General features: G+C 47.3%; 21 protein-coding genes and 1 riboswitch. Of the genes, 8 read left to right on the top strand and 13 right to left on the bottom strand.

From position 1 onward, the window contains the following. Positions 1-72 precede the first annotated feature (72 nt). Together AB3351_RS02495 and AB3351_RS02490 are read right to left on the bottom strand one after the other, a co-directional pair. Complete coding sequence (locus tag AB3351_RS02495) at positions 73-1,221, bottom strand: glycosyltransferase family 2 protein (RefSeq protein WP_371145530.1); 1,149 nt, start codon at positions 1,219-1,221, stop codon at positions 73-75. A gap of 156 nt (positions 1,222-1,377) precedes the next feature. Beyond that, the gene (locus tag AB3351_RS02490) at positions 1,378-5,256 is read right to left on the bottom strand and encodes a dynamin family protein (protein ID WP_371145529.1); all 3,879 of its coding nucleotides are present in this window, start codon (positions 5,254-5,256) and stop codon (positions 1,378-1,380) included. A gap of 148 nt (positions 5,257-5,404) precedes the next feature. On the opposite strand from AB3351_RS02490, the gene AB3351_RS02485 reads away from it, so the two are divergent. Then, positions 5,405-5,707, top strand: a complete 303-nt coding sequence (locus AB3351_RS02485; RefSeq protein ID WP_371145528.1) for a hypothetical protein — start codon at positions 5,405-5,407, stop codon at positions 5,705-5,707. 81 nt (positions 5,708-5,788) lie between these two features. On the opposite strand, the gene AB3351_RS02480 is transcribed toward AB3351_RS02485, so the two are convergent. The 4 genes from AB3351_RS02480 to AB3351_RS02465 form a co-directional block, all read right to left on the bottom strand. Next, on the bottom strand, positions 5,789-6,685 hold the full coding sequence (locus tag AB3351_RS02480; protein ID WP_371145527.1) for a carbon-nitrogen hydrolase: 897 nt from the start codon (positions 6,683-6,685) through the stop codon (positions 5,789-5,791). Positions 6,686-6,716: 31 nt separating this feature from the next. After that, positions 6,717-7,844 carry a class II histone deacetylase gene (locus AB3351_RS02475; RefSeq protein ID WP_371145526.1) on the bottom strand — a complete coding sequence of 376 codons (1,128 nt, stop codon included), beginning with the start codon at positions 7,842-7,844 and terminating at the stop codon, positions 6,717-6,719. Positions 7,845-7,874: 30 nt separating this feature from the next. Further along, positions 7,875-9,284, bottom strand: a complete 1,410-nt coding sequence (locus AB3351_RS02470) for an APC family permease (RefSeq protein WP_371145525.1) — start codon at positions 9,282-9,284, stop codon at positions 7,875-7,877. Between the two features lie 252 nt (positions 9,285-9,536). Further along, positions 9,537-9,698, bottom strand: coding sequence for a hypothetical protein (locus AB3351_RS02465; protein WP_371145524.1), 162 nt, complete (start codon positions 9,696-9,698; stop codon positions 9,537-9,539). A 309-nt stretch (positions 9,699-10,007) separates the two neighbouring features. Here AB3351_RS02465 and brnQ point away from each other — a divergent pair, with 309 nt between their 5' ends. Both brnQ and AB3351_RS02455 read left to right on the top strand, forming a co-directional pair. Then, positions 10,008-11,342, top strand: coding sequence for a branched-chain amino acid transport system II carrier protein (gene brnQ / locus AB3351_RS02460; protein WP_371145523.1), 1,335 nt, complete (start codon positions 10,008-10,010; stop codon positions 11,340-11,342). Between the two features lie 103 nt (positions 11,343-11,445). Further along, positions 11,446-11,634: riboswitch (Lysine riboswitch) on the top strand. A gap of 143 nt (positions 11,635-11,777) precedes the next feature. Then, positions 11,778-13,256 (top strand): amino acid permease, encoded by a 1,479-nt coding sequence (locus AB3351_RS02455; RefSeq protein WP_371145677.1) that lies wholly within the window; start codon positions 11,778-11,780, stop codon positions 13,254-13,256. A gap of 52 nt (positions 13,257-13,308) precedes the next feature. On the opposite strand, the gene AB3351_RS02450 is transcribed toward AB3351_RS02455, so the two are convergent. After that, complete coding sequence (locus AB3351_RS02450; protein WP_371145522.1) at positions 13,309-13,488, bottom strand: hypothetical protein; 180 nt, start codon at positions 13,486-13,488, stop codon at positions 13,309-13,311. A 245-nt stretch (positions 13,489-13,733) separates the two neighbouring features. Here AB3351_RS02450 and AB3351_RS02445 point away from each other — a divergent pair, with 245 nt between their 5' ends. Together AB3351_RS02445 and AB3351_RS02440 are read left to right on the top strand one after the other, a co-directional pair. Continuing rightward, positions 13,734-14,633, top strand: coding sequence for a M15 family metallopeptidase (locus AB3351_RS02445; protein WP_371145521.1), 900 nt, complete (start codon positions 13,734-13,736; stop codon positions 14,631-14,633). Between the two features lie 40 nt (positions 14,634-14,673). Then, positions 14,674-15,729: a DUF4309 domain-containing protein gene (locus tag AB3351_RS02440; protein WP_371145520.1), complete on the top strand. Its 1,056-nt coding sequence runs from the start codon at positions 14,674-14,676 to the stop codon at positions 15,727-15,729. A 59-nt stretch (positions 15,730-15,788) separates the two neighbouring features. Here the strand turns inward: AB3351_RS02440 and AB3351_RS02435 are convergent, their stop codons facing one another. The 4 genes from AB3351_RS02435 to AB3351_RS02420 all read right to left on the bottom strand — a co-directional run bounded on the left by AB3351_RS02435 (position 15,789) and on the right by AB3351_RS02420 (position 19,992). Then, on the bottom strand, positions 15,789-16,673 hold the full coding sequence (locus tag AB3351_RS02435; protein WP_371145676.1) for an NAD(P)-dependent oxidoreductase: 885 nt from the start codon (positions 16,671-16,673) through the stop codon (positions 15,789-15,791). Positions 16,674-16,825: 152 nt separating this feature from the next. Next, positions 16,826-18,160, bottom strand: a complete 1,335-nt coding sequence (locus tag AB3351_RS02430) for an ammonium transporter (RefSeq protein ID WP_371145675.1) — start codon at positions 18,158-18,160, stop codon at positions 16,826-16,828. Between the two features lie 176 nt (positions 18,161-18,336). Next, positions 18,337-19,215, bottom strand: a complete 879-nt coding sequence (locus tag AB3351_RS02425; RefSeq protein WP_371145519.1) for a PhzF family phenazine biosynthesis protein — start codon at positions 19,213-19,215, stop codon at positions 18,337-18,339. 309 nt (positions 19,216-19,524) lie between these two features. Then, the gene (locus AB3351_RS02420) at positions 19,525-19,992 is read right to left on the bottom strand and encodes a DIP1984 family protein (protein ID WP_371145518.1); all 468 of its coding nucleotides are present in this window, start codon (positions 19,990-19,992) and stop codon (positions 19,525-19,527) included. Between the two features lie 461 nt (positions 19,993-20,453). Here AB3351_RS02420 and AB3351_RS02415 point away from each other — a divergent pair, with 461 nt between their 5' ends. After that, positions 20,454-21,428 carry a polysaccharide deacetylase family protein gene (locus AB3351_RS02415; protein ID WP_371145517.1) on the top strand — a complete coding sequence of 325 codons (975 nt, stop codon included), beginning with the start codon at positions 20,454-20,456 and terminating at the stop codon, positions 21,426-21,428. Between the two features lie 108 nt (positions 21,429-21,536). Next, positions 21,537-22,289 (top strand): class I SAM-dependent methyltransferase, encoded by a 753-nt coding sequence (locus AB3351_RS02410; RefSeq protein ID WP_371145516.1) that lies wholly within the window; start codon positions 21,537-21,539, stop codon positions 22,287-22,289. Between the two features lie 165 nt (positions 22,290-22,454). On the opposite strand, the gene AB3351_RS02405 is transcribed toward AB3351_RS02410, so the two are convergent. Beyond that, entirely contained in the window at positions 22,455-23,018 is a 564-nt protein-coding gene (locus AB3351_RS02405; RefSeq protein ID WP_371145515.1) for an FAD-dependent oxidoreductase, read from the bottom strand. A 203-nt stretch (positions 23,019-23,221) separates the two neighbouring features. Between AB3351_RS02405 and AB3351_RS02400 the strand changes: the two genes are divergently transcribed. Next, on the top strand, positions 23,222-24,055 hold the full coding sequence (locus AB3351_RS02400) for an STAS domain-containing protein (protein WP_371145514.1): 834 nt from the start codon (positions 23,222-23,224) through the stop codon (positions 24,053-24,055). Between the two features lie 88 nt (positions 24,056-24,143). Here the strand turns inward: AB3351_RS02400 and AB3351_RS02395 are convergent, their stop codons facing one another. Next, a complete protein-coding gene (locus AB3351_RS02395; RefSeq protein ID WP_371145513.1) occupies positions 24,144-26,132 on the bottom strand; it encodes an oxidoreductase in 1,989 nt (662 codons plus the stop codon). Positions 26,133-26,221 lie beyond the last annotated feature (89 nt).

Below are 26,221 nucleotides of genomic sequence, written 5' to 3'. Positions count from 1 at the left end.
ATATCGATGCCAAAAAAAGCCAGCACATTCCTTCGATGGCTGACGAAGAGATGCTCTGGCTCTATGGTTAGATTACCGCTGTTTGCGCAGCTCTTTAAGCGAATAAAACGTACCGCGCCAATGAATCCCTCCGCGACGCCAGGCAAGCAACGCTGCCCGAACGAGCATATAAATAAACAACAGAACCGAAACCGGAAGTGTAAGAAAATGGTGGACAGGCAGCTGCGTGAATACGCCAGTGAGCACGTACAGAGCAAACATCACTCCCAAACAATACAAGTATATCAGCCGCAGTCCCCCTTCTGTAGCGAACGGCGCAACAAACGGGGAGACATACAATAGGAACAAAGGAAGCATGCCAAAAAGAAGCAGAGGGATGGAATAGCGAAATGGGGCCAATGCATTTTTCTCAAGCCCATGTGCCATTTCTGTAAGCGTCGGATACCATTCCACCTCAGCAAAGTGACGGGCTGGGATGAAATGCTGACGAAACCCCTTTTCTTTTACCAATCGTCCTAACCGTAAATCATCATCAGGACGAAGCGCAAGCGCCTGATGCGTTCCAACTGCTTCATATACATCACGCCGCAGCATATTAAATGCTCCTACCCCCATATGTGCTTGGGAGCGTGGATTGATGGCATTTTGCGGACGAAAAAAGAGCGTAAGATTAAAAATAAAGAACGCGACAAGCCCCATCAGCCAATATCCCCTCAACTTCATACGCGGAGGTATGACCAAATGATCAGCATCATGCTTCTCGGCATAATAGACAGCCCGGGACAACGCATCCGATGCAAACCATACGTCGCCATCTGTAAACAGCAGCCACTTGCCCCGCGCCTGCTGCGCGCCAAGGTAGAGGGCATAATTTTTGCCCAGCCATCCGCTCGGCAGATCCGTAACATGGATCACAGTAAGCCGTGGAGACTTTTGACACACCTTCTCCATTATTTCACCGGTGCAATCATCAGATCGATCATCTACAGCAACGATTTCAAAGTTTACATAATTATTTTCTAGTAAAGATAAGAGTGTTTGCTCAATTTTGTCTTCTTCGTTCCTAGCAGCAAGAATTACCGAGATCAATGGGCCTTCCTCTCTTTTCTCGACAGCATCCGGCAGCCTTGGAATACGCAGCAAGCCGGGCAGGGCAAGAACAGCCAATACCGTCCATACCAGAGCAAGCATACTCCCCCATATTTCTATCATCGTTTGCATCCTCTCACCTCTTCCTCCTATCATTTTGCGCGCACAAAAAAAGCCCCGAATCCGGGGCGATCACCAAGCCACACTAACTACCACGATAGAATGGCTAAAAGGGGACATACTTTATTCCCCTTTAGTATAGCGAATTAGACAATATTTGTACAGTATTTATGTGTTTTGACTCCCATAATGCTTGCGCACTGCCTCATATGCTTCATCAAGCGCACGGGCATCTCCTGCTTCCGCCAATACGGAGAGCTTGCCTTCGAAGTATTCGTGCACCAGCCTTTCCCATTCTTTATGCATCCGGGTTATTTCCTTATCAAATAAGGGAAGATAGACTTCTTTCATTTGCTGCTCACATGCAGTAACGTACGCGCTAACTGGCTCACGAAGCCGCGCCTCTAACTCATCACGCAACTTCACGACGCCATCCTCGGTGAAGAATGTCGTACGGTCTTTGTATGGCGCTAACAAGTCTGCAAACGTTGTCGCATTCCATTCGTGCAGACCTGGTGCAAAGGATGGAGAAGCAACATCCCATGTGGTATAGGAAGAAAAAACAAGCCCTTCATCATGACGTCCAACCTCCCGCTCCACGCGCCGATGAATGCCCGCAAGCGTATGGGTAAGAAACGTCTCCATGCGCAGCGACGTCGCCCGCATCTCCTGCGCCAAATCAAATGCCACAAACCGAATCATCTCATTTGTGTACCGGCGCAACAGCGTTTCCATGCTTTGCGTCTTATCTGAAAATGCCGGAACGTTAAAGATTAATTTAAATTCATCGAAGTACCGATAAAATACCCGCTGTTTCACATAATAGGTCAGCTCTTCAATCTCCTGTGCGATCAGCCCTCGTTCAATATCGGTGTCTACAGCTTCTATCGCTGCTCGGGTCTTGTCATAAGCCCGGCGTGTCTGCTCTTCTCTGTAGATACGCTCCCTCTCTTCCGCTTTCGCCTCACTGCGCCAAGAGCCAAGCATACGAAGAGCGCGTCCTACCTCTTCATACGCTGCTCCTGCTGCCGCGGCTACCAGCTCATCAGCCACAAAGGAGCGGAAATCCTCTTCAAACAGTGATACACCTGAGAAAAATCGGCCGGCCTCAGGTGCAAGCAATGCAGCGTCAGGAGCGACGCCTGTCAGCTTCCGATACAACACTTCCTCTTCATCGGTTAATACCCCTTGCGCCTGACGTGCTGAGAGCATGCCAATCTGGCTGGATACAGGATAGAGTCGGGCATTTCGGATACCGCAGGCTAGCAGGTTGCGTTCCACATGGGCAAGCACTCCGTTAACCTCTTCCTCCGTCGCAGCCAAATCAGAGGCATTGATAATGAAAAACATCTTGTCTTTGGCAAAGTATTCTTTTACGCGGCCCAACTGAATAAGAAACTCACGGTCAGCACGCGAAAAGGCATGATTATAGTATGTCACGAACACGACCGCATCCGCATGCTTAATATGGCTGAACGCCACGTCCGTATGACGGGCATTCATGGACCCTGCACCTGGTGTATCGATAAGGATAACGCCTTGACGCGTCAGCGGACTATCATAATACAGCAGCACCCGCTCTACAAAACATGCCTGCTCTTCTATAGTTACAAACGGCGACAGCTCATCGAGTGTGACCGCTCGCTCCGTGCCTAATCCTTCATGCATCTGCGGCCAGCCACGATATACTGCCTGGAGAAAGTAGAGCTGTTCGTCCCGAAGCAACTCCAACGGGTCGCGCAGCTCCTCGTCCTCATTCTCTGCGCCCTCTCCCTCTACCGAATCCTCCTCTTGCTCCGCTTCTTTTGCCTGCTGTATGTATTGTTCATGCGCATCAAGCAGCACGCCGAGTTCTTCTATCGAACGTACCTGCTGCTCCGCAATTTCAAGCGCTTGATTCATATCGTTTAGGATTTGTGCTTCATCTTTACATACAACAAGAACAGTACCGTGCGGATGTTCAGCTGTCGGCGGCAGCACATGATTAATCGCGGCAGTGGTTGGATGCGGCGAGACGGGGAGTACACTGTCACCTAACAACGCATTCGCAAATGAGGATTTGCCGGCACTGAAAGCCCCGAATAATGCAATCGTATATTGCTGTCCATCCATGCGCCGCGCACGTTCCTGCATGTCTTCTGCCATCCGCTGAAATCCAGGAAGGGGATGCAGCGTTTGCGCGCTTGCTTTAAGGGCCTTTATTGCTTGATGTACATGGGCTCGCATATCTTTATGTGGTGTCCGTTTCGTATGCCGCTTCTCCTGCACACGTCCAATATGTACGCGCGGCAGCACCCGAGATGTCCGCGACGCCTGTTCAGACGCTTGAAAGGCACGGGCTTTCCCCTGTTCCTTCATTTCTCCGGAGGTTGGCCCTTCTTCTGTCTCTTCTGCTCCGGCAAGGACATGAAGCAGCTCCTCATAGGCACGCCATTGTCCAGCTTCAATAGAGCGAAGCGCCTGCAGCGCTGCCCGTTTCTCTTCCAGCTCCCATCGTTTATTGGCCAGTCTCTCTTTTTTCTGTTGCTGATGCTTTTGCAAATACCGTACCACTTCCGCTATCAGCTGCTTTGTCGATTCAGCATATTGCTTACGTATCGCCTCAATCACAAAAGAGCCGTAGCGGACCATATATTCCGTACTGAACAATGCACCGCGATTTATAACGCTAAGCAGCAGCTCCTCCGTAAGTGGAACCTGCATCTCATAAACCGAGCGACGCAGATGCTCCTCTTCAATCTCAAAGCGCAGCAAATGATCAAGCAGCAGCTTCTTTAAATGAATATCAATATATGTCGCCGCATTCTCACTTACCTCCTTATGAAAACGGGTCAGGCGCCGCGCACGTTCCTCCTTGGTCCGCCGGTTTGAAAACAGTCGTCCGACACGAAAGCTCAACTGCTGGGATTCGACGAACGAACGAGCCAGCTCACGCGTATGATATGGCATTAGATTTGCATTCGCAAACAACTGGTCAAATTGAGCCCAGAATTCCTGTTCGAAGCGCTCTATCTCATCGGTTAGCGCCTGTTCCCGTGCGGCTGTCTCCGCCTGCTCACGAGCAAGTCGTTCCTCATCCGAGAAGCGATCATCCCCAAGCGTCATCTTGTATCCGTCGATTTCCTCCTGTCTGGCGGCCTCGCGCCAGGCAAGATGGTCACGCACAAGCAGATGCGCCTCCGTAAGCACGGTGTCTACGATTCTAACAGGCGCCTCGGCAATCGCGCTGGCAAGACGCTCTTTCAAACGCGACAGATCGTTATGCGGATGCTTGGGTTCACGAACGGTTGTGAAAAAAAGTTCATTTGTAGCGATGCCTCGTCCTGCAAACGCTGTGGTGATCCTGTCGGCAAACGCAGCAAAATCCACTTCGAATGCCACATGCTTATCAATTTGGTTGACCAAAAGCCATGTGGGCTTCATTCTTTCCTGCAACATAGCAATAAATTCGCCATTCAACCGGGACTGTACGTGATTATAGTCGGTCATATACAATACAATATCTGCTGTATGCAGCATGGATTCAGCGGCTACACGGTGCGCATCTTCTGTAGAGTCAATGCCAGGTGTATCAAGAATCGCCACCCCTTTTGGAAGCTGGTCATTCGGATGGGAAATCTCAACACGATTCACCTGATCACCGTCCGTACAATATGCTTGAATCTCTTTATGATCATACGGATAAGGAAATACCTTGCTCCCCTGTCCTTTGAATGTCACGGCAGCATATGCAGGCCCCGTCTTTACTTTCACCACATTGGCGCTGGTTGGAATCGGATTGGTCGGCAGCAGGTCTTCGCCCATCAACTCATTGATCATCGTTGATTTGCCTGCTGAGAAATGCCCGCAAAAAGCAATGGTGAACTCCGCGCTCTCCGCCTTCTGCAGCAATTCCTCGCAGCGCTTCATCCGCACGTTATCTCCAATCCGTACAAACTGTGCCTGTAGCGAACGTAAGCGCACGGCTGCCTGCTCAGGCGAAATCTTCTGAGTTTTGACTCGTTTTCGAATGGCTGTCTGAGTAAAATGGCTCTTGGGTATAAACATAATGGATTTACCACACTTCCCACGATAACGTATTCTTGAAGATTTTGTTAAATAATGAAATTTAGCGTGCAAAAACGTATATTTTCTGCTATGCTGTGGCATGGCTAATACAAAGATCATGTCAAGATGAAAGAAGAGGTAAGAAGCGATGATGCAGTTCCTATGCATACTTTTAATGTTCAGTATCATTGTCGGTTTCTCATATGTCGCGTACAGAGATGAACAAAAAAGAAAGATGGTATACGTCACAGATGAAATGCTGAAAAAACCGCTCACCGACCAAGCAGTTAAGCATTACATCGAATTTTTGGAGACGGAACCTGAGCGCAATAACGCCTTTTACTGGCCAGCCTTGCGCCGGGCATACGGACAGATTATGGATGCTAAAACTGTCGATCCACGCCTCAAAAAAGAGTTGAAGAAAACCTTGAGAAATCAAGTGATCGTATAAATAGAAGACGTGTTGTTCATTTTTATTGTATCACACAACAAAACCCGGTATCAGCTTAGACGGCTGAACCGGGTTTTCTCTTTAATTCCTCTCCATTATTCGACTGGCAGGTGAACAGCGGACGGGGATAGATTCCTGCTGTTGCAGCAAACCATATGTATCGGGTCGTCGGTCGCGCAGGAACTGAAGCAGGTTACGGGCAAAGTCAATCTCTGCTAAGTTTACTTCCTGCAGCAGAATTCCTTGGTCAGCGTCCAGTGACTGCATAATCTCACCGAGCGGATTGCTGATGAAGCTTCCGCCGTAAAATGTCATCTCCCTCTCAATACCGACCCGGTTTACAGCGGCCACAAATACGCCGTTGGCAATGCTGTGGGCCGAGATCGCCTTCTCCCAAATATGACGGGTTGAGAATTCAGGATGGTCGGGCTCAGAGCCAATCGCGGACGGATAGAACAAAATCTCGGCTCCTTGCAGCGCCAGAATTCGCGCTACCTCAGGAAACCATTCATCCCAGCAAATGCCGATTCCAATCGTTCCATAGCGGGTTTTGTATACCGGATAGCCTGTATTGCCCGGAACAAAATAATACTTCTCATGATACTGCGGGCCGTCAGGAATATGATTTTTTCGTGTTGTTCCCAAATACGTTCCATCCGCATCAAATACTACCGCACTATTAAAATACAAGCCGCGGGCCGCCTTTTCATAGACCGGTACAATCAGCACAACCGCAAGCTCTTGTGCTAAGCGCCCCATCCGCTGCAGCGTCTCGCTACCGATTGGCTCAGCTAGTTCATAGCCCTTAACATCAACCGTCTGGGGAAAATACTGGGCATCAAATAACTCTTGCAGGCAGATGATCTGCGCTCCACGGACGGCTGCTTCCCGTACAGAAGATATGGCAGCCTCCACATTCGCCTCTCTGTCTTCTCCGCATGCAGCTTGAATCAATCCGATCGTTACCTTGGTATTCATGTCATACCCTCCGATCCACTCTCTGTATCGCTTATGATTTCACCTGCATTGTATCCCGCAGGCAGTTCCAGTAGGCCGCTTGTGCGGCAGCGCTCGCTGATACAGCATTCTTCGCCTCTTCCGTAAGCGGACGCGCAGGAATGACATGCGGATCTTCGATGTGTGTCTCAACATCCAGCAATCCTTCGATCACACCAAGTGTGGCTATGGGCAAATACGGAAGACTATAGCCGCCCTCCTGCAGAACAGCGATGCGTCCGCCGCATACTTCTTCGGCGGTCTCCCGCAGCACCTTTGCCATATAGCGGAAGCCGGGACGCATGACCATCATGCGGGACAGCGGATCAAGCCCATTCGGGTCCTGACCGGCTGAGACAAGCAGAAGCTCCGGCTTATATTCACGCAGCACCGGGAGAACAATATGCTCGAATGCGTGCCGATAGCCTTCCTCTCCGGTCGCAGAAGGAAGCGCAATATTAACATTATATCCAGTCCCAGCACCTGCACCGACCTCTTCGGCAGCGCCGGTATCCACCGGGAAATACTCCGCTTCATGCAGGGAGATGAAGAGAACGCTCTCATCTTCATAGAAAATATCCTGCGTTCCATTACCATGATGTACATCCCAATCAACAATCGCAACCCGGCTTAGTCCATACTTATCCTGCGCGTAGCGAGCGGCTATCGCCACGTTATTATACAGGCAAAAACCCATCGCCTGATCGCTAGATGCATGGTGTCCCGGCGGACGAATCAGCGCATAGGCCTGCGAAAGTCCCGGCTCTGCTCCCATCGCAATATCAACCGCCTTTAGTGCACCGCCTGCCGACAGCCGGGCAATCTCCTCTGAGACCGGGCAGCCGTATGCTTCCGGTCCGAAGACGCGAAGTCCCTTTTGTGCAACCTCACGCACATGTGCAATATGGCTTGGCGTATGGACACGCAGCAAATCTTCCTCACTCGCTGGCTTTGGCGTGAACGCTTCCATCTGTGCAAGCAAACCACTCTTCTCAAGCATGTCTTTAATATAACGAACACGATAGTGGTTCTCGAACTCCAGACCGACTTGAACGGTCTCTTTATTGGGCAGTGTATACGTTTGAGTGCCTGTATCGTGCTTTACATAATCTTCGTGAAATACAAAACCGCTTGGCTTCATGCTATGCCCTCCTTAGATGATTGATATATTTTATGAAATCTGTGTCCGTGTATGATCAGCCCCTTCTTCTATTTCTTCAAAGTGAAACTGCGGCGGCTGCTTTTTTAGGCCTTTTGTCAAGATGAGCAAGTATACAAGACCGGCAGCAACCCACAGCCCACCAAGCATCAACGAGTTACGATCCAAATTACTCCACAGCCAGATGTTAAATCCGACACCGATGAGCGGGAGCAGCAGATATAAGATAAACCCTCCCATGCTGCGCCGCCTCTCACGAATGTAATAATGAAAAATAACCGATGCATTCACAAAGGTAAAGGCAACCAGTGCGCCGAAGTTGACGAATGAAGCAGCTGTGACCAAATCCATTACGAGCGCCGAGAGAGAGAACACGCCAATTAACAGCACATTATTGAGCGGTGTTTGCAGCCGTGGATGAATGAAGCCAAATACTTTTGCAGGAAGAACCCGTTCCCGTCCCATCGCATAGAGCAAGCGTGCGGCACTCGCATGCGAAGCCAAACCAGAAGCCACACAGGATGTAATCATCCCGGCTAGAAAAATCGCTGCAAACAGCGACCCGCCAATATACTGAGCAATTTCAAATGCAGCAGAATCCACCACCTTAAATGAGGTAAAATTCGGATAAATCAGCTGCGTGATGTAGGAAACGAAAGTAAACAACAGCCCACCAATCAGCGCGATAAGAAAAATTGCTTTAGGCACAGTTTTCTTTGGCTCCACCGTCTCTTCGGATAACGTTGTGACCGCATCAAAACCTAGAAACGACAGGCAGAGTATCGAGGCTCCAGCAAGCACAAACGAATAGGACACGTCCGGATCATAAAACGGAAGGGCAGAGAACAAAGTACCTGCTCCCATGCCTTGCGTTAGTCCGCGTATCGACAGCGAGAGAAAAATAATGGTGACAAGAAACTGAAACGAGATCAAAACAAGGTTGAGCCGAGCAGCTAACCGAATGCCAAATACATTGACCACCGTAATGGCTGCAATAAAGACCAGCGTCCACACCCAGGCCGGAATAACAGGAAAAGCGGCATGTAAAAAGGCTCCAGCAAGCAAAAAGTTAATCATAGGCAAAAACAAATAATCCATTAGCACCGACCAGCCTACAAGAAAACCGAGATGTGGGCTGATCGTCTTTTGCGTATACGTATACGCAGATCCGGCTGATGGATAGACTTTCACCATGCGCCCATAACTGTAAGCGGTAAACAGCATCGCTGCAAGTGCTGTAACATAAGCGGCAGGCACCATGCCATGCGTCGCCTGCGCAGCAACCCCATACGTAGAGAACACCGTCATAGGGGCCATATAAGCAAGCCCCAGCACAACGAGCGGAAATAACGTTAGTGTGCGGGAAAATTCTGTGCTTGAAGATGTGTCTCTTTTTGTCCGGTTAGCTGTTTCGTCTGCCATTGCAATCCCCCTTCTCGTTCCTTTTCTGCAATTGCCTCTACCTGTTGTCACACTTTAATTTAAAAAGCAAGTTTTATGCCAAAATAGACTTATACTTCTATTTATTTCAAATATTTAATCTAATCAGTCGATTAAATAGGAAGTCTTACATATAATCTGCTGACTACAAACACTATCCATTATGTAGATTCGCATAATGTATGTGCATTCGCATAAAAAAGGGCAGGCGTTACTTCCACCTACCCCTTTACTCTATGACCTTCCACAGCCAACTTGACCAATGTCTGTAATGACGACCTGCTGCGGCAGGCTTGCATACGCTTCTTCTACCGCCTGCGTCAAGCTGTCTGCCTCTACAAACGTAAAGTCATGTCCACCTTCTTCTTCCTTATAAAATACCATATAACGGAACATACACCCTCCTGCGAATCTGAAGCCGCCTGTACGTCCATCCGCTATCTCGTTGCATTGTATCAAACCATACGTTTTTCTGCCATTTTATCATTTTCCTGGTTCCAAAGACGTGCGATGAAACCGTTAACTACATCTACTATTTCGAATTTAGGAAATCAACTAGTTTTTTGGATACGAAATTGGTACAATGCCTTTCATATCTGTCTACGCAGAAACAAAAATAAATGTCAAGTCTTTCCTGCCGCATACGGCACATCGGTATATTTATTTTACTCAATTATATACGCACCACGAGAAGGAGAATTTGTTATGACGCACGTATCAAAAAAAGACATTCTGTTAGTAAGTTTCATGCTCTTTTCCATGTTTTTTGGAGCGGGAAACTTAATTTTCCCACCGTTCCTCGGCCAATCCGCAGGTGATCACCTCGCGTTTTCTCTTGCCGGTTTTGTTCTCTCAGCAGCGGGGCTTCCGATCCTTGGCGTAATGGCTGTTGCTAAAGCCGGTGGTTTTCGTACGCTTACCGGGCGGGTTCACTCATCCTTCGCCTTCTTATTTCCGTTTCTTATCTACGTATCGATCGGTCCTGGATTAGCCATCCCACGCGCCGGAAGCTTGGCTTACGAGATGGGAGCCGCGCCTTTTTTGCCGGAAGCTCTTAAGACAGGTACGCTGTCAATGGCACTCTATACACTCGTCTTCTTCGGCCTGGTCTATTGGCTCAGCTTATCTCCGTCGAAGTTGATCGACCGCTTCAGCAAGCTGCTTACGCCGCTTCTGCTTACTCTTATTGCACTGATTTTTGTCAAAAGCTTTCTAACGCCGATGGATACGCTGTCGACCCCTAAAGGAAACTATGGCTCGATTCCTGCTTTTCAAGGATTCCTTGATGGCTATCTGACAATGGATGCACTCGCCGCACTGGCTTTTGGCATCGTAATTGCCAATACCTTGAAGGCAAGCGGTGTACAGGAAGGACGCGCGCTATCACGGGCGATGATGTATGCAGGACTTGGAGCCGGGCTATTGCTCTCCGTCATTTATCTGGTTCTCGGATACCTTGGAGCAGTCACTCCAAACGCCGGAGAAGCTGAGAATGGCGCTCAAATTCTAACGTTAATGATGAATCATCTGTTCGGAGCAGGCGGCACACTGCTGCTTGGCCTTACGTTTACGATTGCCTGCTTATGTGTATCCATCGGACTCATCACATCCTGCAGCCAATTCTTCGCTTCTGTATTCCCCCGGCTATCCTATCGCATGTGGGCTACAGTACTTACGGTTGTAAGCTTTGGTATCGCTAACCTCGGACTGACACAGATCCTCAGCGTATCGGTTCCTGTTCTAGGTATTTTATATCCAATAGCGATTACACTTATTCTGCTCGCGCTGACGCATCGCTATATCGCCAATGCGCCGTCTATCTATCCAGTATCTGTTGTACTTGTAGGACTTTTTAGCATACTGGATACTTGTAACACATTATTCTTTGCCGGTAAATTGTCTAGCGCCTTCACTTTTCTTCCGCTGTACAAGGAAGGTTTCGGATGGGTGCTTCCGGCGTTGGCCGGTGTGCTTATCGGATATATTACAGACCGCATTCGCGGCGTAAAGGCACAGCACAATGAGAGGCATGCCGCATAAAAGTAAATTGATAGAAAAATAAAACTTGTTGATTAATCACCTAATCTTTTATATACTTAACACATTGTTTTCAAAATAAATACACGACAATCCTCATCATCAACGGTGAGGTAGAGGTCGCGACTGTTATCAGTACGGGGCAGGAGGCACGAAGATTGCCTGTGAAATCCCCGGAAAGGAACAGCCGCCGAAGCTGGTGTACTTCTTCGAGTACATCGGTTGGGTCCGTTATCGAACAGGAACGGGACTGTCATGTTTGCTTTCCGGGCAAACGTGGTGTGCTATCTTCATGGAAGGTATGATGCGGGTTATTTAGAAATACCGCCGACAATTCCTTGGCGGTATTTTTTTATATTTCCCACTCCTTTCCTTCCCCTTTATTCATCTTTACAGAAGGAGTGTTTCTACGTGCAAGACAATGTATCGCAACAAACCGTGGCAGAGTCTACCCCGAATGCCTCGCATTCTTCTGAGCGGCAGTTGAAGCGCGGACTGAAAGCGCGCCACCTCACTATGATCTCTCTTGGCGGATCGATCGGAACCGGGTTGTTTCTTGCCAGTGGAGGTGCCATCAGTACGGCGGGACCGGGCGGAGCGCTGGTAGCCTATGTCGCCATTGGCATTATGGTATATTTTCTCATGACCAGCTTAGGCGAGCTGGCTACGTACATGCCGGTACCCGGCTCTTTTAGTACGTACGCGTCCCGTTTTGTTGATCCATCGCTTGGCTTCGCACTCGGCTGGAATTATTGGTATAACTGGTCGATTACAATTGCAGCCGAACTGGCGGCAAGTACGCTGCTGATCAAGTTCTGGTTTCCGGATAGCTCCTCATTTTTATGGAGCGCACTATTCCTGCTTCTTATGTTCGGCCTGAATTATCTGTCCGTGCAGGCCTATGGTGAATCCGAGTATTGGTTTGCTCTTATTAAAGTTGTTACGGTTATTATTTTTATCGGAATCGGTCTCTTGATGGTATTTGGGATTATGGGCGGTGAAGCGGTCGGCTTCTCGAATTTTACTGTCGATAACGCGCCGTTCAATGGCGGCTTCATGGCATTGCTGGGTATTTTTATGGCAGCCGGCTTCTCCTTTCAGGGAACGGAATTGCTCGGGGTTGCTGCCGGTGAGAGCGACAATCCAAAGGAGAATGTTCCAAAAGCGATCCGGCAGGTATTCTGGCGTATCCTCCTGTTTTATGTTCTCGCCATCTTCATGATCGGATTGCTGCTGCCGTACACGCATCCAAGCCTGGTCAGCAGCGATATCGAGACCATCGCAAAAAGTCCGTTTACAATTATTTTTGAAAAAGCAGGATTGGCTTTTGCCGCTTCTGTAATGAATGCGGTAATTCTGACTTCCGTTCTCTCTGCCGGGAACTCAGGTATGTATGCCTCCACCCGCATCCTTTATGTGCTGGCCAAGGAAGGCAAAGCGCCGAAGCTATTCAGTCATCTCAATCGTCGCGGCGTTCCGGTCTATGCATTATTGGCGACTACCGCTGTCGGTATGGTAGCATTCCTTGCTTCCTTCTTCGGAGACGGAGTTGTATATACTTGGCTGCTGAATGCCTCGGGAATGTCCGGCTTTATCGCTTGGCTTGGCATCGCCATCAGCCATTATCGCTTCCGTCGTGCATACGTTGTACAGGGGCGGGACTTGCGTGATCTGCCCTACCGTGCCAAATGGTTCCCATTCGGCCCGATTTTTGCTTTTGTACTCTGTATGATCGTCATTCTCGGACAGAATTACACAGCATTCATGGGAGATCAGATCGATTGGAACGGTGTCTTGGTCTCCTATATCGGTCTGCCGCTATTTCTTCTGCTGTGGCTTGGCTATAAAAAAGTGAAAAAGACAAAGGTTATTCCTCTTGAAGAGTGCCGTTTCGACGACGCTATCGATGAACGATAAGACAACAACGAAAGGGGCTGCCCATCACTTATGGGACAGCCCCTTCTTCTATCTATTGTATAACCCTCACTTTTTTTGTTTTTGCGCTACTTGAACAAGCGTATTTTGCTTCCTCTTCACTCATGTCCGTAGCAAGCTTCACTTCTATACTTGGATCATCAATGACCTTTTTGATCTGCTCCATAACATCATAAGGAGATAAACCCGGCACCAGACGCGTGTTGAGTGTCACTTCTATCTACACATACACCGACATGCAAACCGTTTCATACGTTTGTTTTTCTAGATAAACTAAGTATTAGAATTTACCTTCCTATAGTAAGAAAGCCGCCTCTTACTTATAGCTAGTTAGCTAATAGGAAATAGGAACGTTTTTCCTTATGAATCGGAACTTATTTTGCACATCGTACGTCTGCATACATAGAAAGAGAGGGTACTGCATGCTGCCCTAGAACAACGAGTGAAGGAGACTATTTTATGCGATACAAGAAAAAATGGCCTGCCATGCTTCTCCTGCCTGCTCTCATGCTATCAGCATGTCAGGCCATCCCAGAGTCTACACCGCCCGCTGCAACCAGTCAAAACGCGAACGAAGCTCAAACTCCACTGACAGCGTCAGCACAGTCGACACCGGCTTCAAGCGAGCAGCAACAAGCGAAAACACTACAGCCAAAACCGGAGAATAAGCCAGCTTCTTCCACTGTTTCTTCAAGGAATACAGAGCAACATACAAAACCGGCAAAGCAAGCAACCCATTCCTCTTCAGATAAAATCATCGTCACGAATGCAGCAAGCGTGATGGTTCTCGTTAATAAAAAACGGAACCTGCCGGAAAATTATGAACCCGCCGACCTCGTTGTACCGAATGTGCCTTTTTCCTTTGCCGGGAACCATCCAAAAAAACAGCTTCGCCGCTCGGCCGCCCGCGCACTTGAAGAGTTGTTCGCACAGGCTAAGCGAGAAAAAATTGACTTGAAAGCCGTCTCAGGCTATCGATCCTATGCAACCCAGAAGGCTATTTTCACTCGGAACGCCAAGCAAAAAGGCGAAGCAGCCGCCAACCGTACAAGCGCATACCCAGGTCAAAGCGAACACCAAACTGGCCTGGCCATGGATATCTCAAGCGCCAGCGTCGGCTATGCATTGGAGCAGCGTCTCGGAAAAACCAAGGAAGGGAAATGGTTAGCCAAAAATGCGCACCGATTCGGCTTTATTCTCCGCTACCCTAAAGAGAAAGAAGCAATCACGGGCTACTCCTATGAACCATGGCACATCCGCTACGTCGGTAAAGAGGCGGCAAAGGAAATTGTCCGCCGCGGCATTACACTAGAAGAATATTTCAATCAAGCCATCCCTGTTAGCGGGAAAACAAAGTAATGCTAAAAGAAGAACAACAAACGAAGGGAGTTTTATACCCATGTTGAGAAAAAACAGCATGCCAGCCGCCCTGTTAGCAGCGATGCTTTTCCTGCCAGCCTGTCAACCCGCTGCAGAACCTGCCGCTGCACCTACTACAGTTGATCAGCAAGCAAGCACGGAGCCTGTCGTCGATCCGCCGCAGAATGAAGCTGCGCCAAGCAATCCGGTGCAAAAGGAAGCACCATCTGCTGATCAAACAAGCATTGATACACAATCGCCTAAACAAGGGGCAAATGGCGCACAACAAAGCGAAAAAATAACGCTGGCAAGCGAAATCTATCAAGAAGCCAAACTGGGCAAGGTCTTCTTTTACGATTTCGGTCTTGGAACGAAAAAGGAAACCATTATCAAACAATGGGGCAAACCGGATGCCGAAAGCAGCGACACATCTCTAACCTATCAACAGCATTCTGTCACGTTCCTACTTGATCCAAACAGCCAACAGGTGACCTTTATTTCTTCCGATCATCCTAAATTCCAGATGATTTACATTACGCAAGTGAAAAAGGAACTGGGCGCACCGGTTCAGGAGAATCGCATTCCGGATGAAAACCTCATCCAAGCCATCTATCAGGCAGGCAGCTATACGCTGGCTTATGTATATGATGACAGTGACAAAATCGTCCGCTATATCGAGCTTAAACAAACCAAACAAGAAACCCTTCTGCAGCAGGTTATGAATCGTGCGGCTGCAGGCAAAGTCACCAATAGTGAATTCGCTCTCGGCGCAAAGGAGAACACCATTCTCTCACAATGGGGAAAGCCGGAAGAACAGGATACGGGTTTTCTTTTCTATAAAAAGAAAGGGGTTATGTTCAGCATTGATGAACCGGCTAAAACAGTCAGTATGATCACATCCTATGATCCGCAGTTGAAGACATACACGCTAGAACAGGTGAAAAAAGCACTTGGCAAGCCGGTCAAAGAATACGGTAGCGACGGTGATTACATGGTCTTCTACAAATCCGGCACACATTCAGTCTATTTTGGCTTCGAATACCCGAATGAGAAGAACAACAAAAACCCGAAACTACAATACGTCTATATTGTGTAGCCGATGTACCAAAAAAGGCATGCCATTTGCAAAACGGCATGCCTTTTTCCACTCTTACTTTATATCTGTTCGTCAATTAGCTTGTACAATGCCTGCGTACCGCTGTTCTCTTCACCCTTCTCGGCCAGCTCATCATACAGAGACTTCGTTAGCTTTAATCCCGGTGTCATCATGCCCATCTCTTCTGCTGCCTCCAGCGCAATGCCCATATCCTTAATGAAATGCTTAATATAAAAACCAGGTGCGAAGTCGCCCTGCAGCATACGCGGCGCAAGATTGCTAAGCGACCAGCTTCCGGCGGCGCCGGTAGCGATGCTTTTGAGCACATTCTCCGGGTTAAGGCCCGCTCGCTTGGCATATACCATCGCTTCGCACACACCAATCATCCCGGACGCAATGGCAATCTGATTGCACATCTTCGTATGCTGTCCGGAACCTGCCGGCCCCTGATGCACAATATTGGCACCCATCTTCTCAAAAATCGGGTACATAGAAGCAAACGCTGCTTCATCACCACCGACCATAATAGCAAGCCGCGCTTCGCGAGCGCCGATATCTCCGCCGGATACCGGTGCATCAAGCGCATGGATATTCTTCTCTTTGGCCGCTTCATAGATTTTACGCGCCAACAGCGGACTTGATGTCGTCATATCGATCACATGCGCATCCTCTTTGGCATGTGCTAGGATGCCCTCTGCACCCAGATACGTCTCTTCCACATCTTTTGGGTAGCCAACCATTGTAATGATTACATCCGCTTCGGCCGATAGCGCAGCTACCGTATCATTCCATACTGCCCCCTGCTTCACCAACTCTTCAGCCTTCGCTTTTGTACGATTGTACACATGCACTCGATAGCCCGCATTCAACAGGTGACCTGCCATACTTTTCCCCATAACGCCGATACCGACAAACCCAATCACTGCGTTCGTATCTATCGCCATCATTTCCACTCCCTCTCTATGTATGTGGCTAATCCATCCTTTTCATTATATAGGAAAATTCAAAATAAGAAAAAAGTTATTCGCATAAACCTAAACTAGCCCGGGATTGACGGTACATACCGTCAATCCCGGGCCAGCATACCACATCTTAATTATACGCTGTTTTTTAATGGGGCGGTTGAAGCTTGAAAAGACCTAGACGGCAGGTCGCTATCCTGTAAGTGCTCTGGATAGCCGTACGCCCCATGTTCACTTAGATCCAGTCCTAGAATCTCCTCTTCTTCCGATACACGGATACCGATCGTCGCTTTCATCGCCGCGATCAATACATAAGAGACAGCCGCCACATACACCAGACATGCCAGCACGCCAATTGCTTGCACACCTAATTGGTGGAATCCACCACCGTAGAATAGACCTGGTTGACCTACCCCCACTGTCTCTACCAGACGAGGTGAGGCAAAAAATCCATTAGCCAGCGTTCCCCAGATTCCAGCCACACCATGTACGGAACCTGCATAAATCGGATCGTCAATCCCTTTTCGCTCAATGAAGATGGAAGCTGCATACGTAAGCATTCCAGCAATCGCACCAATCACGACACCTGCCCAGGTCTCAACAAATGCGCACGAAGCTGTAATAGCCACAAGACCAGCCAGCGTCCCGTTTAGCATCGCTGTGATATCGGCCTTACCCGTATGCATCCAGGAAAGCAAGAGCGCAAACACCGCACCTGCCGCTGTAGCCAACTGTGTGATCATCGCCACATGACCGAAGAGGCCGCTGCCCACGCTCAATGTACTGCCCGCATTAAACCCGAACCAGCCGATCCAGAGGATAAAGACACCGAGGACCGTATACACTTGATTATGACCCGGGAGCAAATTCGGGCGTCCGTTTGCATTGAATTTACCCAATCTCGGCTTGAGCAACATCGTAGCAACAATCGCTGCCGTAGCTCCTGTCAGATGCACTACGGTCGAACCTGCAAAATCCTGTTTGCCGTGTTCTGCCAACCAGCCGCCACCCCAAATCCAGTGACCAATAACCGGATAGATCAGGATGGTAAACAATGTACCAAATAGTAGATATACGGATAATTTCGCACGTTCTGCAAACCCACCGAACGTAATCGCCAGCGATACACCGGCAAATGCCAATTGAAACAAGAAGAAAATTTCAACCGGTATACCGGCTACTTCCTCCATTCCACTCAAAAGAAATCCCGAGAGGCCGATTAGCGCATTGCCCTCACCAAAGGTCACACCGAAGCCGACGAGCCAGAAGATAAGGGAACAAAGTCCAAAGGCGAAGACCGTTTTACCCGCTACATGCCCCGCGTTTTTCATGCGGGTTGAGCCTGCCTCTAACAGCGCAAATCCCGGCTGCATGAGAATAACCAGTATGGCAGATAGAATAATCCACAGGTAATCAGCTGACTTGGCTACCTGCTCGACTTCCTCTGCCGCAAACACTTCTTGCGGCATAAAACATAACACGGAAAGAATGAATGCACTCCACATCCTCATCACGGACACCCCTTTGTGTATTTATCCATAACGCGTCGGCTATGTATTCTCATTATAGCGAAACCATTCGCAGCAGCAGGGATTCATGTGAGGTTATCTACCATCATTTTTTCGTTTATGATTTTACACTACAGCTATACCAATAGAATACTTTTCCGCTCAGCAGTAGACGCCATGCCACCCACATGTACGCTGACAATCTCTCCTTGCGAATCTACCGCTATCTTCGCTTGAATATCCGAGGGGCAATTCATGGTGTATCCCTGTTCGAATAATAGACGCGGCAATTGTTTAGCCTCAACCTTGCCATACTGATACAAGTAACAGCTAAGCGCCCCTGTTGCCGTGCCGGTCGCACTTTCTTCTGGAATATCATACAGTGGAGCAAAATTTCGGCACCGGGCTATCGCTTCCGTCCCGGTATCTAATGTAAACACATGGTATCCCACCGCAGCATAGGCTCTGCTTACTTCCGCAATCTGCGCAAAATCGGGCTCAATTGCCTGCAGCACAGCAAGACTTTTCACGGGAATGAAAATATCACGCAATCCTGTGGAAACAATTTGTAACGGAAGATCATGGATAAGGTCATCTTGTTGTATCCGTAATGAGGCCGCAATTCGGGCTCGGTCCACTTTTTCTGCAAAACACGGAGATGCCTGCGCGAGAAAGATCTCTCCCCCCTCCTGTGTTTCAACCTGTAATACGCCAGCCTTCGTCTCAATCGTATGCAAGCCATAACCAATCAGTTGCTGTGCTGTCAATAAAGAAAACGCAGCAATTGTAGCGTGGCCGCATAAGTCTACCTCAGCATTCGGCGTAAAAAACCGTATTCTTCGATCGGCACATACAGAAGATAGGATAAATGCGGTCTCTGAGAATCCAAGGCGAGCCGCCACCTGCTGCATTGCTTCTTCGCTCATCGCATCCGCATCAAGAACCACTCCGGCCGGATTCCCTCCCTGCTGCGCTTTTGTAAATGCGCGAAGCGTATAGGCTTCAATTATCTCCATTCTTACTCCCCCATAGCTGACGTTTTTATTTACATCATCATAATAAAAAACGGACAACGGACACTTTATGCGTGTCCATTGTCCGGGCCTTTTCAAAAAACTATACTGTAAACCCCATCCCCGCCCTCACCGACTCAAATCCTGTGCATGGTTATAATATGTTAGCAAAAATGGTACGCCTGTAACATGTACTGGGCATAATTTGTTTCGGGAGTCGAACCCGAGCGCGCCCCACGCTGCCACCATGTAATTGAGCTGTTTTGCACACACTATTTCAGTCGGCTACCTTCTTTCTTCTACTCTTTAAATCTATGAAACTACATCCGCCGTCCAGTTCTTCTGCTGGATCGCCGTATCGACTTCACGAAACTGCTTGGATAACTGGTCAATGCTTGCTTGCAGCTCCTTGATATTTACCGTCGCAACCATCTTAATTTCGGATTGGCTGTAGCGTGTATTCGTTATCGCCGCTTCTCTTGCTAGCGATTCAAGAATGCTGCGTTTTCGCATAATCGCATCCCTATGTACAAGCGCATCACTGATCGTACCGTATGGAGCGAGCATTTCTTTTGCATTTGTCTGATTAATTCTTTTAATCATCGCTTCTAGCTTCTCTGCAACCTGATCAATCTCCTGCAGCAGATCGGCCGGATTCTCGTGTGGACGGTCGCCTTCTTGAACGTAGGCGTTCCGTATTAAGCGTTCTTGTAACTGCTCCAGTCTTTTTTGAGCATCCGCCCGCTCTAAAATCGCTTCTGCCAATTTCACTTGAGTCACCCGCCTCTCTTTTCATTCAACACTACTCTTATTTCTATCAAATTCACTCTAGCAAAGCAACAGCTTCCTTTACTACTTTACACCACGTCACAGGCTCCACCCGCTACGGTTGCGCCTGCATGCGTCTATCTTCGCGGTCAGGCTCGAACTATTTTTTAAGGACATCGGCCGAGCTTATCATAGAACCAGTGTATTACCATCGACTTATATTTATCCATAAACTAGAATTTATTGCGCTGCTTTTCACCCATCCGTGGTACACTATATATCGCAGCCAAAAACTTCAAAAAGGATTGGCATTCTCATTCTATCGTGTACAACCTGTTACTTTTTTGTAACCCTTTTTTTACCTGCATTACCTACTATACATATATACACTATACTTGATGAATAGCACATCTATTCCATCAATTTTCATAGACTTCATCATAGAAAAATTGTACGGAGAGAGGGAAACGGCTTTGTTACAGCAACGAAAAAAAGAATTGCAGAAAAAAAGGCACCAGCAGACAAAACTACTTGTCATCTTCTGTCTTTCTTTTTTATGCATCATTACTATCATTGTAAATTACCTAGTTACGAGCGCAAGCGACGGATCTCTTGCCTATGCTCGCGGATCTCACCCGGCTTCAACGGCAAGTGTGAATGCTGCAGAAGCAGCCGAGAAAAAGCAGCCACAGGAAACTGATGTACCCGCTACAAAAGAAGAACCCACGAACAAAGAAAAAAATGATGCGGGAACAGTCGATCAGCCTGCAGCAAAGCCGGCAGACGAGAAGACTCCTAGCGAAAAAACGGGTACCAAACCTCCCGTTAGCCAGCCTGCGGCAGCACTGCCGTTCGGAAAGCTAATCAGCAACATTCCCGTAAACAACTCAAAAACTGTATATTTAACCTTCGATGACGGCCCAGGCCCTTATACGAAAGAAATTGCTTCGATTCTAGAAAAAAATAATGTGCGGGGCTCATTCTTCTGGGTAGGCAAAAATATGACTGACGAATCCGGGGGATGGGGGCGACAACTAGTAGAGAACGGCCACATTATCGGCTCTCATACGATGTATCATGAACGGTTAGGCAATAAAAATAAAGAGGCACAAAAGCAGGAAATGAGCGGATCTACTGATTTTATTGCTAAGAAAATCGGGCATCCGATCACCTATTTCCGTCCGCCCTACGGCTCTGTCAATGCCGCTACGAAAGAAGCCTCCCAAGAAACGAAGAAATATATTATGTATTGGCAGGTTGATAGCCTAGATTGGAAGCTAGCAAAACATCCGGAGCAAATTCTAACCAATATCAAAACCAATGTAAAACCTGGCGCAATCATTCTGATGCATGAACGCGCGCAAAGCGCTAAGGTACTGCCAGAAGTTATTCAGTGGCTAAAGACAAACGGGTATACAATCGCTCCGCTTCCAGCAACCACTCCATGATGCTATAATTAGATACATAAAGCGAGCGCCCTGGGTACCAGAGGCGCTTTTTTTACAATCTACACATCCAATAAAACAATCTCACAACGAACACAGGAGGATTGTACAATGTTTAGTTCATACAGTGAACTTGCTGCAGAGGTATATGATATCGATAAACCGATCGGACATTCTTTTGGAGATGTGGAGTTCTACAGAGAACGGCTCAAAAACTGCACAGGAAAAATTCTTGAGCCAGCCGCCGGAACAGGCCGTATGCTTATTCCCCTTCTCGAGGCCGGACTTGATGTAGAGGGATTCGACAACTCGCCTGAAATGATGGAAAAATGCTATGCCCGTTGTAGCGAAAGGGGGTTTTACCCCACGTTACATAACACAACGATGCAATCGTTCTCTCTTCCGCGCCTATACGAAGCTATTATCGTTCCTGCCGGTTCATTTCTTCTGTTGGAAAAACGCAGTGAGGCAATCGATGCGCTAACACGCTTTTACAAGCATCTTGCACCAGGCGGACGTGTTATCATGGATCTTTTTCTACCATCCACTTTTCAAATAGGCACAACGACAACCAAGACATGGACAACACCACAAAATGACATCATTACGCTTGAATCTAAGCTTATTGACGTGGATTATCTTACCCAACACTCCGTTTCTTATTTACGCTATGAAAAATGGAGAAAGGGGAAACTTTTGCAAACCGAGCTTCAACGCTTTCCACTCGCTTGGTATGGTATTGAAGAATTTACACTTCTGCTCGAAAAAATAGGCTTCTCCTCTATCATCGTGTCTGCTGATTACAACTATGGAAGCAAGCCGATTGCTGCTAATCAAACGATTACCTTTGAAGCGTACCGATAGATAAGATGATGTTACGCATGCGATGTAAGCGGAAACAAAAAATAGGGCGGCATTTCCGCTGATATGAACACATTATACAACCTCTTTTTCCTCAAATAGAATAGATAACGAAAGCCGACCTGATTCTAGGTCGGCCTTTAAAAAAAGCGAGTTCGCTATCAAAAATTACGCTTTTAATACGTCATGGTCTACGTAGCGCTCTCCGTTTATTTCCGAAATGATGTTGATCGCTACCTTAGCACCGTCTCCTGCGGTAATAATGCTGTGGACACTCACACCAGCAACGGTTCCTGCTGCCCAAATACCATCAATGTTTGTTTTACCTGCCGCATCTACATCCAATACCGTTTTAATACGCGGTTCTGTGCCGGCCTTTGTTTTGAGTCCGACGGCTTCCGCCAGGTCAACAAGAATTCCTGTGGCAAGGACTACGTGCTGTGCTTCAAATGAACCTTGCTCTGCCTCAACCTGAAAGCCTGTATCCGTTTTGACGATATTTGTTACCGTATCTTCAATGATTTCGGCGCCAAATTTACTCGCCTGTTTTTTCCCTATGTCAACCATGTCAGGCCCCGTAAGTTCCATTACTCCATAATGATTTTCAATCCATGCTCGTTTTGTCATACCTTTATCCGAATCAAGCACCAATGTTTTTTTCCCGGCCTTTGCAGAAAATAACGCAGCACTCGCTCCAGCAGGACCCGCTCCAATAATGGCAATATCGTACATGTTCAACAGCTCCTTTTCCCTTTAAAAGATTATGTAGCATTGTACAACACCATCAATATACCAACATACTAAACATAAATGTTTAAAATGTCAACATAACACTTGCTGTATTCGTATTCCTGTTGAGATAAAAGAGAAAAAGAATTACACTGATAGAAAGTATCTTGTCTCACTTCCATACATAAAAATCAAGGAGAAATGACATGCAGAAAAATCAAGAATTATATGACTTTTTACTGGCACACTCTCCTCAGCTAACAGAGGATTGGTATAATTCGGTCGAAGATAATGACCCTGAGTCCATGTATGTCTCCTCAGACACTAGAATCATTAATGAGTTAAAGGAACAAAACCAAGACTACTTTCTTCATTTCTATAAAATCTTCATTAAAGATGAAAACTATCTTTATTCCGATTTTAAACGATGGTCAGAAAATATAGCAAAAGATCCCAAACACTTAGATACCCCCCTCCATTATGTTGTTAGAGAATATATGAAGTGCCAAGAAATTGTATTGAAGTACATTAAAAGATTTATCCTTTTACAAGAAGATCGCGTGGAGATGCATCAAATATTTTCCTGGTATGATATCACGGTTAAAGCGTTCAACCTCTCCATCGGTGTTTTTATTGAAGAATATCATAAGAATACATCGACCAAATTACTCGTTCAAAAGAAAGTGATAAACGAGCTTAGTTCCCCCATTATCAAGCTGCAAAACAACACCGCATTGCTTCCTTTAGTAGGGGATATTGATACAGCACGAGCTAAATTAATTCTAGAAAACACACTTTCACAGTGCGCAAGTCAGGGTATTGCACACCTTTTTATCGACCTGTCAGGGGTAGCGATTATTGACACGATGGTAGCCGATCAGATTTTTAATATAATTAAAGCGCTCAAACTATTGGGCGTTACCTCTACATTATCTGGGATACGACCGGAAATTGCACAGACAGCCATTCAATTAGGGCTCTCTTTTGAAAACATGATCATTACCTCTTCTCTCTCCCAAGCGTTACATACGGTTAAATAGCTCAGATGGAGAGGCAGAACACAGGAATGCTCTACCTCTCCGACCATATCATTTACTTTTTTTGCGACTGTCTTTGATGTATTTCCTCCTAGATCTGAACTGTAGTTGAAACAACCCCCACCTCTAACGCCGATAGAAGACCCTCGTAGGTCGCTTCTTCTATCGTACGAGGTGCGAGGCAATCGCCAATCTGCCGGACAATGGGAGCTGCGTCCTTGACTTGTTCATACAGCTCAACATTCGGCACACGACCTAGCGATAAAATAACCGTATCCCACTCTCCCACCATCTCTACTTCATGTGAGAATAGATTTCGAATCATTATATGGTTATCACGAATCCCGCCAAAATCATAATGCGGTCGAAGTTGAACTCGTAATTGATAGAGTTTCTTTAGATATTCATTACGAAGATACTGATGTATCTCTTGACCGATATAAAGTTTAGCAGAGATAAGCGTTACAGCATGGCCTTTTTCTGCTAGAAATAGCGCAGCCTCGATTCCAGGCCAATCGCCTCCAAAATCAAACACGACTGCCCGGTGTCCTACTTCACACGGATCACTACCAAAAAGATTGTCCACCGTTATAACACGTGAATCATTGACGCCTTCCACATGGGGGAAATAAGGTCTAGAGCCTACAGCACAAATAATAGCATCCGGCTTTCTTTCTATCATATCTTCTCGGCTGATCATACGACCCAATTCCATATTCACATTACTTTGTGCCAATTTCCGAGCGTAGTTATCTAGCATGGTTTCTGCAACTTCTTGGCGCATCGGAGCCCGGCGCATGGTTCGCAGCAACCCCCCAATCGCTTCGTTTTGATCAATAAGGGTAACCTTGTGACCGTAAGCATCAGCAGATAAAGCTGCTTGCAGTCCGGCTGGTCCTGCTCCGATCACAACTACATCCTGCTTCATTCTCGACTGCTCAAGCAGTGGCAGCAATCCTTCTTCCTTACCAGCCATCGGATTTTGAACACATCCAATGGCAAGACCCTTGTGATAATGCCCAATGCAAGCCTGAAGACAGCCCAGACAAGCGTCGATAGATTGAAGATGACCTTCTCGTGCTTTGTTTGGCATTTCTGGATCTACAATTAACGCCCGTGTCATCCCTACAACATCCGCTTTTCCCGCAGCTACGATCTGCTCTGCTTCTACAGGATCAACAATCCGCGTTCCTACAAAGACAGGGACAGCGCCAGCCATCCGAATTTTAAACGCATGAGGAGAATTATATGCATGCTTCATAGGTGAAGGAGGAGCAATATGAGTAGAGCCTGCATACGTGCTGGAATCTCCAGATGTGACATTAATAAAATCAATTCTCGTTCGCTCTACCAAGTACTCAACGATCGTTATCGCATCTGTTATCGTCGTACCATCCATGGTCATTTCTTCTGCACTGATCCGAATTCCTACCGTAAAATCTTCACCTACGGCTTTCCATACGCGCTCCAATACTTCAAGAATAAAACGCATACGATTCGCAAAGGAACCACCATATTGATCGGTTCGATGATTCGTATGGCTAGACCAAAATTGCGCGGGTAGATATCCATGAGAACAGGCGATTTCCACTCCATCAAGCCCGGCCTCTTTAGCTAATCTGGCTGATAACGCAAACCCAGCGATTACTTCCTCAATCTCTTCCAGATTCATTGGCTTAGGCATCGCTCCGAAGCGCAGACTTGGTTCCGCTGAGGGCGCCCACGCTGCATGGCGATACTCACTTGATATTACTTCTCTACCCCCATGAAACAGTTGAGCAAATACCTTTGTTCCATATGAATGCATCTGTTCAGCAATTGCTGAATAAGCCGGTACTACTTTTTTGTCATACCCTGCAATCGTGTGGCTGGTCAGCATCCCTGATCGATGCACCGCTGCTGCCTCAAGAAAGATAAGCCCCACTCCTCCTCTAGCGCGGGCAACATGATACGCTGTCATCTCTGATGTAGGTATGCCGTCTATCACATGATTCGTCTGATGAGCGGTACTCAAAATTCGATTTTTCAACTCTGTATTACCAATGATAACTTTTGTAAATAAGTGTTTAAAATGAGCCATTGCTCTTTCATCCCTTCACAAATAAGATGCTTATACAACAATGCAGCTATTATGAAGGAGGTAGAGATTATTATCCCTACCTCCATATA

It is taken from the genome of Aneurinibacillus sp. REN35, from assembly GCF_041379945.2.
Lineage (GTDB): Bacteria > Bacillota > Bacilli > Aneurinibacillales > Aneurinibacillaceae > Aneurinibacillus.
This window is presented reverse-complemented; position numbering and strand designations above follow the sequence as displayed.

Bases quoted from the DNA above. Each gene is read 5' to 3' on its own strand.
- AB3351_RS02495 (WP_371145530.1), bottom strand. From the start codon at position 1,221: ATGCAAACGATGATAGAAATATGGGGGAGTATGCTTGCTCTGGTATGG.
- AB3351_RS02490 (WP_371145529.1), bottom strand. From the start codon at position 5,256: ATGTTTATACCCAAGAGCCATTTTACTCAGACAGCCATTCGAAAACGA.
- AB3351_RS02485 (WP_371145528.1), top strand. From the start codon at position 5,405: ATGATGCAGTTCCTATGCATACTTTTAATGTTCAGTATCATTGTCGGT.
- AB3351_RS02480 (WP_371145527.1), bottom strand. From the start codon at position 6,685: ATGAATACCAAGGTAACGATCGGATTGATTCAAGCTGCATGCGGAGAA.
- AB3351_RS02475 (WP_371145526.1), bottom strand. From the start codon at position 7,844: ATGAAGCCAAGCGGTTTTGTATTTCACGAAGATTATGTAAAGCACGAT.
- AB3351_RS02470 (WP_371145525.1), bottom strand. From the start codon at position 9,284: ATGGCAGACGAAACAGCTAACCGGACAAAAAGAGACACATCTTCAAGC.
- AB3351_RS02465 (WP_371145524.1), bottom strand. From the start codon at position 9,698: ATGTTCCGTTATATGGTATTTTATAAGGAAGAAGAAGGTGGACATGAC.
- brnQ (WP_371145523.1), top strand. From the start codon at position 10,008: ATGACGCACGTATCAAAAAAAGACATTCTGTTAGTAAGTTTCATGCTC.
- AB3351_RS02445 (WP_371145521.1), top strand. From the start codon at position 13,734: ATGCGATACAAGAAAAAATGGCCTGCCATGCTTCTCCTGCCTGCTCTC.
- AB3351_RS02440 (WP_371145520.1), top strand. From the start codon at position 14,674: ATGTTGAGAAAAAACAGCATGCCAGCCGCCCTGTTAGCAGCGATGCTT.
- AB3351_RS02435 (WP_371145676.1), bottom strand. From the start codon at position 16,673: ATGGCGATAGATACGAACGCAGTGATTGGGTTTGTCGGTATCGGCGTT.
- AB3351_RS02430 (WP_371145675.1), bottom strand. From the start codon at position 18,160: ATGCCGCAAGAAGTGTTTGCGGCAGAGGAAGTCGAGCAGGTAGCCAAG.
- AB3351_RS02425 (WP_371145519.1), bottom strand. From the start codon at position 19,215: ATGGAGATAATTGAAGCCTATACGCTTCGCGCATTTACAAAAGCGCAG.
- AB3351_RS02410 (WP_371145516.1), top strand. From the start codon at position 21,537: ATGTTTAGTTCATACAGTGAACTTGCTGCAGAGGTATATGATATCGAT.
- AB3351_RS02405 (WP_371145515.1), bottom strand. From the start codon at position 23,018: ATGTACGATATTGCCATTATTGGAGCGGGTCCTGCTGGAGCGAGTGCT.
- AB3351_RS02400 (WP_371145514.1), top strand. From the start codon at position 23,222: ATGCAGAAAAATCAAGAATTATATGACTTTTTACTGGCACACTCTCCT.
- AB3351_RS02395 (WP_371145513.1), bottom strand. From the start codon at position 26,132: ATGGCTCATTTTAAACACTTATTTACAAAAGTTATCATTGGTAATACA.